Consider the following 8,315-nt stretch of genomic DNA (forward strand, 5'->3'; position numbering starts at 1 on the left):
AAGTGTAAACAACTTCATTGCAAAAATACAACGTGTAGGATGTTGAAAGATGAAAGTTTTATCCTTATTCATTTTCATCTACAAATCATCCGGGGGAGGTTTATAAAGATCCCGTTGTATATATATTGGGAAAGTAGAAGTAGAATGTAGTAATGAGGAATATTTTTGAGTTGATATAGGACTATTATTACTCCCCTAATAATTTCTGCAAAACGTACTCTTCTACCCACCCCGGAATATCGTCATCAATTACTTTTATTTCTTTTCCCTCTACTATTTCCAGAATCAAGCCATATTGCTCCCCGGAATTATCCAATATAAAACAACGATAACAAAAAGGGTAGAAGTACTTTGATTACGTTGTTTGCAAAAGAAAGGTTTAACTGATAACCATCTGCAACTGCCTTCTGATTTAATGAAGATTGATCAATAAAGGCATAAAAATTGCGTAGTTCTTATCTTAAAATTACAAAATTTAGACGCAGATCGCCCCCCTACAAACTATTCAATATTATAACAAACAAGGGGCTGACCCAAAAGTCAAAAAGGGCTTTTTGGATCAGCCCCATTGAAGTTAGATGTGGTTACTTATTTCGATTTTCTTATCGGGATTCACACCCAATGAACGCATATGATTATAATGAGAGGCAATTGCAGCGGTAATTGTCGGTATGCAATTGTATTGGATGCCGAACTCCTCGCATTTCAATTGTACTATTTTGCTGAGTGCAGGATAATGAATATGACTTATACGGGGAAAGAGATGATGCTCTATCTGGTAATTCAGCCCTCCAACATACCATGTTATACAGAAATTACCAGGCGCGAAGTTTGCCGTAGTCTTAAGCTGGTGTACCGCCCATTCATTTTCGATTACAACATCATCTTCGCTGCAAAATGCAAATTCAGTTTCTTCCACAACATGTGCCAGCTGAAATACGACTGCCAACGACAGGCCTAATGTGATATGCATACACAAGAACCCTATCAGCCACTTTTGTGCGCCTACAAATATGACAGGGATCACGATATAAAAAATAACGTACAGCACTTTACTTAGCCAAAAAATAAAGTGCTCTTTAAAATTCATATGCTTTAACTCTGTGGTGTATATTTTCTGCGTGCCGTATTTCATGAAATCTGTAACAAAAATCCATAAAATAGAACTGAGCGCATAGACAAACCAAAGATATATATGCTGCAACTGATGAACTGGTTTCCAGACCTGCGTGCTGCTTTGCCTTATGATCGGGCTTTTGGCGATGTCATCATCCAAACCATCTACGTTTGTGTAAGTGTGATGAATGATATTATGTTTTTGCTTCCATATAAACGCATTGCTCCCTAAAGCATTTAGTGTAAGCCCCATCAAACTATTTACCCATTTTTTAGTCGAGTAACAGCCGTGATTCGCGTCATGCATTATATTAAAACCGATGCCTGCAAGAATAAACCCTAATAGCCCGGATAGTACAATGCCAAAGGGGAAAGAGTAATTAAATGCAAGCAGGTAGATATAGGAACCAAGAGCCAGTAAAATAAGAATAAAGGACTTTATATAAAGTTTCCAGTTCCCGGTTTTCTCAATACCGTTTTCGACAAAATAATTTTCTATCTCGATTTTAAGTGCCTTGAAGAATATGGATTTTCTATTGTAGACCAGCTTTCCCATGCTGTAAAAATGGGGAAAAAAAACAAGAAAAATCAATTTTTTAGCACCTGTTTTCCTGTTCATCTATTGCTTTTTATTGCTTATATCTTACGCTCATTTGGTTCGAACCACCTTTATAAAATGAAGCTTGTATAAATAAAAAGGTTTCAAACAGTGTCATCTGACATGTTTTATTTTTTTATCCGCGTAAAATCTGTTATCTTTATCGCTTATGGCATAAGTCTTGCCTCTCTGATTTGTATCGTTTCATCCTTTCTTCTCAGTCTTCGCTTTTCCGATTGCCAGTTGTTCCGTCAAATAATTACGGATAATCTTTTTCTTCAATAGGGTTGTGCCGATTGCTTTCTTAACAGGACATGAGCACTGCCATTCTTTAATTTGGCCCGGACATAAAGTGCATAATGCGCAGTTATAGTGCCGTAATCATATTGCTCACCATACTCATATACCAAACAAGCATCTACGATACAGTTGCCTGGTAATAATGTGCTGTTTTAGCACATATTCAATCACACCACCTCTAAAAACACAAAGGCGGCTCAATAAGTAATGATGACATTTAACGATTTAGATATTATAGCACCTATCCTACAAGCTCTTAATGGCAAGGGATATAAAACCCCTACATCAATACAACAACAGTCAATTCCTGAAATACTTTTATGGAGGGATCTATTGGGTATTGCCCAGACCGGAATCGGTAAAACTGCTGCCTTCGCTGTCCCTATCCTGCATTACTTAGTTGCAGTCAAAAGGTAGATAACAAAATAAGATCATTGATTCTTACCCCGACGAGAGAGCTAGCCATACAAATTGCGGAGGATTTCAAGTCTTATGATGAAAAAATCAGATTAAGGTATACGCCTGTTTTTGGAGGAGACGCAGGAACAGAAAGATCGCTCGTTTTTACACGTACCAAACATGGCGCGGGCAAAATGGTAAAGCAACTGGAAGGAACCGGTGTTCACGCTGCTGCAATTCATGGTAACAAATCGCAGAATGCAAGACAGAAAGCGTTAAGTGATTTCCGCCAGGAGCGCGTTAAAGTGCTCATAGCAACAGATATAGCGGCAAGAGGTATTGATATAGATCATTTGCCACGGGAAGTGAATTTCAATATACCGGAAGCTGCAGAAACATACGTACACTGCATTGGCCGTACCGGGAGAGGGGCAGCAGCTACAGGTAAGGCTATATCATTTTTCGATTATAAAGAAGCAGGTTACCTGAAAAGCATTCAGAAGCTGATAGGATTCCCGGTACCTGTATCAAAAGTACCTGCTCACCTGAGGTAATAAAGTTTACTCATTTCTAAAGAATATCAAAATACATGGCCGAAACATTTTTAAAAAAGGAACTGAAAAAGAAAAAAGCAAAAGAACGAAAGGAGAAAGTCGAGAAGATGCAGCAGCGCAAGCTCAACAACAAGAAAGGCAAAAGCCTGGATGAAATGATGGCGTACCTGGACGAAAACGGGAACCTGACTTCCCGGCCGCCGGATATGCGCAACCGCATAGAAATAGACCCTGCGGATATTATACTTGGGGCTGCACCGCAAGACAGGGAACATGACTTACTACACTCCGGTTTAGTACTGTCATTTGATGAAGCTAAAGGATATGGATTTATCAGCGACAGCCAAAGTAAAGAGAGCATTTTTGTACATAGCAACAATATTTCGCAATTGCTGAAAAAAGGGAACAAGGTCAGTTACGAATTGCAAAAAGGATCGAAAGGTTTTAGTGCTGTAAATGTACAGGTGCTAAGAAAATAGATAAACACAGAAGGTACAAAGCATTGTGCTTTTGTATCGTCTGTGCACTTTCCTGTCTTGCCGGATTGTCAATACTTACGTTTTTTCTACAGAAGTATATTTTTGAATTGGATGAAGGATTATACAATATAATAACGTACCTTCATGTAGATATTGGTTTTCTGCCATTGCCCTCTCTGAACTGCAATCATCTTAATTTCATCTTCAGTTTTGCGTCTCAGTTGCCATTTTTATTTTTCAAACAGCAATTATGAGCATTTTCATAGGAAACTTGAGTCACATGACATCAAAGAAACAATTACATGATCTCTTCGCAGAATTCAGGGCAGTCAAATCCGTAAAAATCATCACTGATAATTTAACAAAACATCCCAGAGGGTTTGCTTTGTTGAAATGGCAGGGTGCGTAACTGGTAAAAAGGCAATAGAAAAGCTAAATCATAGCAGTGTGTAAATGCAATCTATAGTCTTGAACGAAGCACGTCTCAAAACGGCAACTCCATATCAGTTCGGTCGCAGGAGATAAGAACTATTCATCAGCAAGCTATAAAATATTCGTCATGAAAATCTATATCGGGAATTTACACCTAAAGGCATCAGAAACAGAACTGACCAAGCTTTTTGAAGCATTCGGCAATGTTTGTTCAGCAGGTATAATAATGGACAAGAAAAACGGCGGATCAAGAGGTTTTGGATTTGTACTGATGGAATCGCAGGAGGGAGGAATAAAAGCGATACATGCGCTTAACCAACTAAATTATAAGAATAAGTACCTGGAAGTAAGTGAAGCTATGTAAACCAGGTATGCAAAAGTTAATGTGCCCATGAAAATATTTATAGGCAATTTGGGAAACGAAATTGCATCACCAGATCTTTTCCAACTGTTTTCAAAGTTTGGTAAAGTAAAGTGGGCAGAAATTGCCAGAGACATAAATAATAATCCGCGTGGCTTTGGGTATGTTTATATGCATACAGCAACAGCAGGAGACAATGCAATTGCTGCACTGAACAAAAAAAAATTTATGCAGCAGCACCTTTCGGTAAGCGAGGCACTATGTAACGAAAAGACTATAGGAAAAACAATTTTTTATCAATAAATCAATAACAATGCAAGAAGGTACAGTAAAATTCTTCAACACTTCTAAAGGATTTGGCTTTATTACGCCTGCTGATGGAAGCAAAGACATCTTTGTTCATGTAACGGGCCTGAATGATGAGATCGGTGAGAACGACAGGGTGTCTTATGAAGTACAAAACGGCCAAAAAGGATTAAATGCGGTGAACGTTCGCGTTCTTTAAACCATTATAATTTATTTTCCAGCTCTGCGCATGCGCAGAGCTTTTTTATTTTACAGAATCTTTGCCCTCCAATATCTATTGCTTCCCCTATCTATGCATTTATTTTTTGCAGCCTATTTTTTACAAACTTCCACCAACAAACAGTTTTTATTACTTGGTTTCTGGTCACAATTGTAACTAAATGCCAGATCGAATTAGATGTGAATGGCTGCCACAATGATTTAGTATAGCTGGATAACACTATAAAATCTCATTTAAAAATCTTACGTATAGTATTATTCAAACAGGTTCTTTCCTCTCAAGCACTAGCCGTATAAAATCGGCATTATTTGGCTACCGAATTAGAGCTCAGCCTAACCCTTTACTGTAGCAGATTACAGGATTTACAGTCAAAATAAGCATACCCGGATTCGAACGAAAAACCAGCACTCAACACCTGATCGATTCCTTATACTCCCAATTCCACTGAATTGTTCCAGTTTCATTTTATCAAATATGGTACGCTACAAAGCCAACTGTCAAAATATTCTTTATTGAAAACAAAATAGCATACACGTTGGATGAAAAGACCCAAGAAAAGTTTCAGGAACTGTTCGGCTGGGTATGACAAGGACAGTGGCGGAATAGTAGAATTTGGGAAAATGTAGCTTCACCCTATCAAACCTTTAAGAAAAGATAGATTATGTGGCCAATTTTTTCCTCACAACTGGCTATCGTATGGCAGTCCAGAGAATAACAGCATGAAGGAAAAAATAAAAAACTGGTGTTTCCAAATGGAATTGGACAGGAAACGAAAAAGGATCGATCATCTTTTAGATAATCGATCCTTTTTGCGGGGTGGAGGTGACAATGTTCGAACCGGTTTGCAGATGATTTATCTGGTATTTACTCATTTATTAGGCAGGCTCATTCATAATAAGCATGACATAAGCTGCCATAAGGTATTATTTTCCAGCAGTTATGGCGAAATATAAATTTTTATATTCTGCCACAAGTGTTTATTTTTGACCAGTTGTGGCGAAATATAAATTATATCAGGATGGAACAACTTATAGGAAGAGAGGAAGAAAAGCTACTATTACAGAGGGCCTTGGACTCTAATGAGGCTGAATTGGTGGCCATATATGGCCGCCGAAGAATAGGGAAAACTTTTCTAATCAGGAGCTTCTTTGAGAAGCACATAATTTTTGAATTTTCGGGCATCCATAATGCAACGCTGAACGACCAACTGGCTAATTTCGGTCAGGCGCTGACACGCTCCATGAAAAGTTTGCCGGTAGAAACCCCGGTTAATTGGAGTCAGGCTTTTAACATGCTGGAAAAATATATAGGTCCTCTTATAAAAAAGCAAAAGCGAGTTTTATTCTTTGATGAATTTCCCTGGATACAAACACCAAGATCAGGGTTTATGCAGGCATTTGAATATTTCTGGAATATGTGGGCCTCCCGGCAAAAAAATCTGGTGGTAGTAATCTGCGGATCTGCTGCGTCCTGGATGATTCAGAAAGTAATTAACAACCGCGGTGGACTTCATAACAGGGTAACAAAAAGGATTCGCCTTTTACCTTTTAATCTTAGTGAAACAGCAGCCTATCTGAAAAGTAGAAAAATAACCCTGGATCAATATCAATTGCTGCAGCTTTACATGGCGATGGGAGGTATTCCTTTATATCTTAAAGAAGTGAATAAAGGAGAAAGCGCAGCACAGGTATTAGATAGAACATGTTTTAAAAAAAGCGGTTTGTTGCATGATGAATTTAAAATACTTTATCACTCATTATTTGAAAAAGCCACATATCATATAGAAGTGGTCAGAGCGTTGGCGGCTAAATCCGGCGGGCTTACAAGAAATGAAATAATTGAAGCCTGCTCACTCACATCCGGAGGGGGAACCACACAATTATTGGATGAACTGTCGGAATCAGGATTTATAACACCTTATGTACCTTTTGATAAAACTGTCAGGGACAGCATATATAAGCTTACGGATGAATATTCACTTTTCTACATAAAATTCATAGAAAATAGTAAATCGCAAGGGCCTGGTACTTGGCTAAGGCTATCTGAAAGCACATCATGGAAAAGCTGGAGTGGCCTTGCATTCGAAAGTATATGTCTTAAACACGCTCAGCAGATTAAAAAAGAAATAGGAATAGCGGATGTTTATACCGAAGTATCTCCGTGGCGTTATTCTTCCAAAAAGAAGGAGCAAGGCGCGCAAATAGATCTTCTGTTTGACAGAAAAGATAATTGTATCAATCTATGTGAGATTAAATTTACTCTTTCCGAGTTTATTATAGACAAAAACTATGCTGCAGTATTAAAACAAAAAGAAGCTGTATTTCGTGAAAGAACCCAAACCCGTAAAACACTTTTTATTACACTTATAACCACCTTTGGAGCAAAAAAAAACGACAACTACATTAATCTTATACAGAAAGAGATTACTATGGAGGCTTTATTTAAAAACTAAATACCGTGGTACCTTTCCTGAAAATTCAGCTCGGTCTGTTTTATTGAATATCTACTATGAAGAAAAAGAAATAATTATCAAGTTTACATAAAACTCAATGGGAATAATCAAGCATCATACTTAATTATTCCCATTTAAAATCTGCGGGCTGCGGGGGGACAAGTTTCGAACCGGTTTGCAGATAGTTTAGCTGAAATTCGGAACTTTACGAGCAAAACTTATCCAGGAAACTTTGAATGAGTCTAAATCCGATGACTATCCACTTACATAATTGGTAGCTCAAACGGCTTTACTAATCTTTTCCTAATTTAGCATTTTATTTAAACTATAAAATTACTGTGTGATGAATCTAATTCTCTTTAGAGGACGTCCTGGAACAGGAAAAACATTCATGTCAAATTTGCTTTCAGCCACTATTAATTTACCTATACTGAGAAAGGATGATTTTTATGATGTAATTAGTAGCATACAGCCGGAACACCAGGCAAGAAACCGGGTTACGTTCAAACTGTTATATACTATCCTGAATAGCAATAAAAATATTGACTCAACTATTATTATTGATTTCCCTTTTCAATTTAATGAGGATATTGCGGACCTGAGAAAATGGTGTCATGAAAATTTGGTTACTCTAAAATCTGTTGTGGTAACCTGTAGTGATGAGAAGCTTTGGGCTTCCCGCTTTAATCAACGTGCCGAAAATCCTACACCTAATCAACTTATCACTGATTTTGAAAAGCTTGTTGAAAGATATGAGTATATGCATTTAAAGGCTGATGCCGGTGAGCTCTTGATTGACACTATTCAACAACCAGAAGAAAACTTAGCTAAAATTATAAAGTTCCTGCATCACTATGAAGTATTAAACAAAAATGGGAATAATCAAGCATAATCATACTTAATTATTCCCATTTTAATCTGCGGGCTGTAGGGGACAATGTTCGATTGCGCTGTGCAAAGTCCGTGAGGTGGGGATTTATCAATGAAACAACTCGAAATTACCCGACAGGTAACTAATCCTGTCCGACAAGGTCTAGTCAACCACCGGAAACGAGTCTTGCGTAGTCATTAGAGATGATGGCAGTCGGGTAAGGATAT

9 protein-coding genes and 1 pseudogene are annotated in these 8,315 nt (G+C 37.8%); 9 read left to right on the forward strand and 1 reads right to left on the reverse strand.

All coding sequences use genetic code 11. From position 1 onward, the window contains the following. Window positions 1-574 precede the first annotated feature (574 nt). On the reverse strand, window positions 575-1,735 hold the full coding sequence (locus tag BW716_RS33945; protein ID WP_235644011.1) for an acyl-CoA desaturase: 1,161 nt from the start codon (window positions 1,733-1,735) through the stop codon (window positions 575-577). 489 nt (window positions 1,736-2,224) lie between these two features. Between BW716_RS33945 and BW716_RS39320 the strand changes: the two genes are divergently transcribed. From BW716_RS39320 to BW716_RS33985, 9 genes and pseudogenes are all read left to right on the forward strand, one after another. Continuing rightward, window positions 2,225-2,431 carry a DEAD/DEAH box helicase gene (locus tag BW716_RS39320; protein WP_368678263.1) on the forward strand — a complete coding sequence of 69 codons (207 nt, stop codon included), beginning with the start codon at window positions 2,225-2,227 and terminating at the stop codon, window positions 2,429-2,431. Beyond that, window positions 2,416-2,967: pseudogene (locus tag BW716_RS33950) on the forward strand (helicase-related protein); the annotation flags it as partial. The gene BW716_RS39320 and the pseudogene BW716_RS33950, both read left to right, overlap by 16 nt. A gap of 35 nt (window positions 2,968-3,002) precedes the next feature. Further along, the gene (locus BW716_RS33955; RefSeq protein ID WP_083730499.1) at window positions 3,003-3,446 is read left to right on the forward strand and encodes a cold shock domain-containing protein; all 444 of its coding nucleotides are present in this window, start codon (window positions 3,003-3,005) and stop codon (window positions 3,444-3,446) included. A 250-nt stretch (window positions 3,447-3,696) separates the two neighbouring features. Then, window positions 3,697-3,855 carry a hypothetical protein gene (locus BW716_RS33960; RefSeq protein ID WP_083730500.1) on the forward strand — a complete coding sequence of 53 codons (159 nt, stop codon included), beginning with the start codon at window positions 3,697-3,699 and terminating at the stop codon, window positions 3,853-3,855. A gap of 150 nt (window positions 3,856-4,005) precedes the next feature. Then, window positions 4,006-4,242 carry a hypothetical protein gene (locus BW716_RS33965; RefSeq protein ID WP_083730501.1) on the forward strand — a complete coding sequence of 79 codons (237 nt, stop codon included), beginning with the start codon at window positions 4,006-4,008 and terminating at the stop codon, window positions 4,240-4,242. Window positions 4,243-4,269: 27 nt separating this feature from the next. After that, window positions 4,270-4,542, forward strand: coding sequence for an RNA-binding protein (locus tag BW716_RS33970; RefSeq protein ID WP_083730502.1), 273 nt, complete (start codon window positions 4,270-4,272; stop codon window positions 4,540-4,542). Window positions 4,543-4,552: 10 nt separating this feature from the next. Then, complete coding sequence (locus BW716_RS33975; RefSeq protein ID WP_083730503.1) at window positions 4,553-4,744, forward strand: cold-shock protein; 192 nt, start codon at window positions 4,553-4,555, stop codon at window positions 4,742-4,744. Between the two features lie 1,039 nt (window positions 4,745-5,783). Then, window positions 5,784-7,217, forward strand: coding sequence for an ATP-binding protein (locus BW716_RS33980; protein WP_083730504.1), 1,434 nt, complete (start codon window positions 5,784-5,786; stop codon window positions 7,215-7,217). 343 nt (window positions 7,218-7,560) lie between these two features. Beyond that, window positions 7,561-8,109 carry an AAA family ATPase gene (locus tag BW716_RS33985; RefSeq protein ID WP_083730505.1) on the forward strand — a complete coding sequence of 183 codons (549 nt, stop codon included), beginning with the start codon at window positions 7,561-7,563 and terminating at the stop codon, window positions 8,107-8,109. Window positions 8,110-8,315: the final 206 nt, after the last annotated feature.

Source organism: [Flexibacter] sp. ATCC 35208, assembly GCF_001975825.1.
Classification (GTDB): domain Bacteria; phylum Bacteroidota; class Bacteroidia; order Chitinophagales; family Chitinophagaceae; genus Chitinophaga.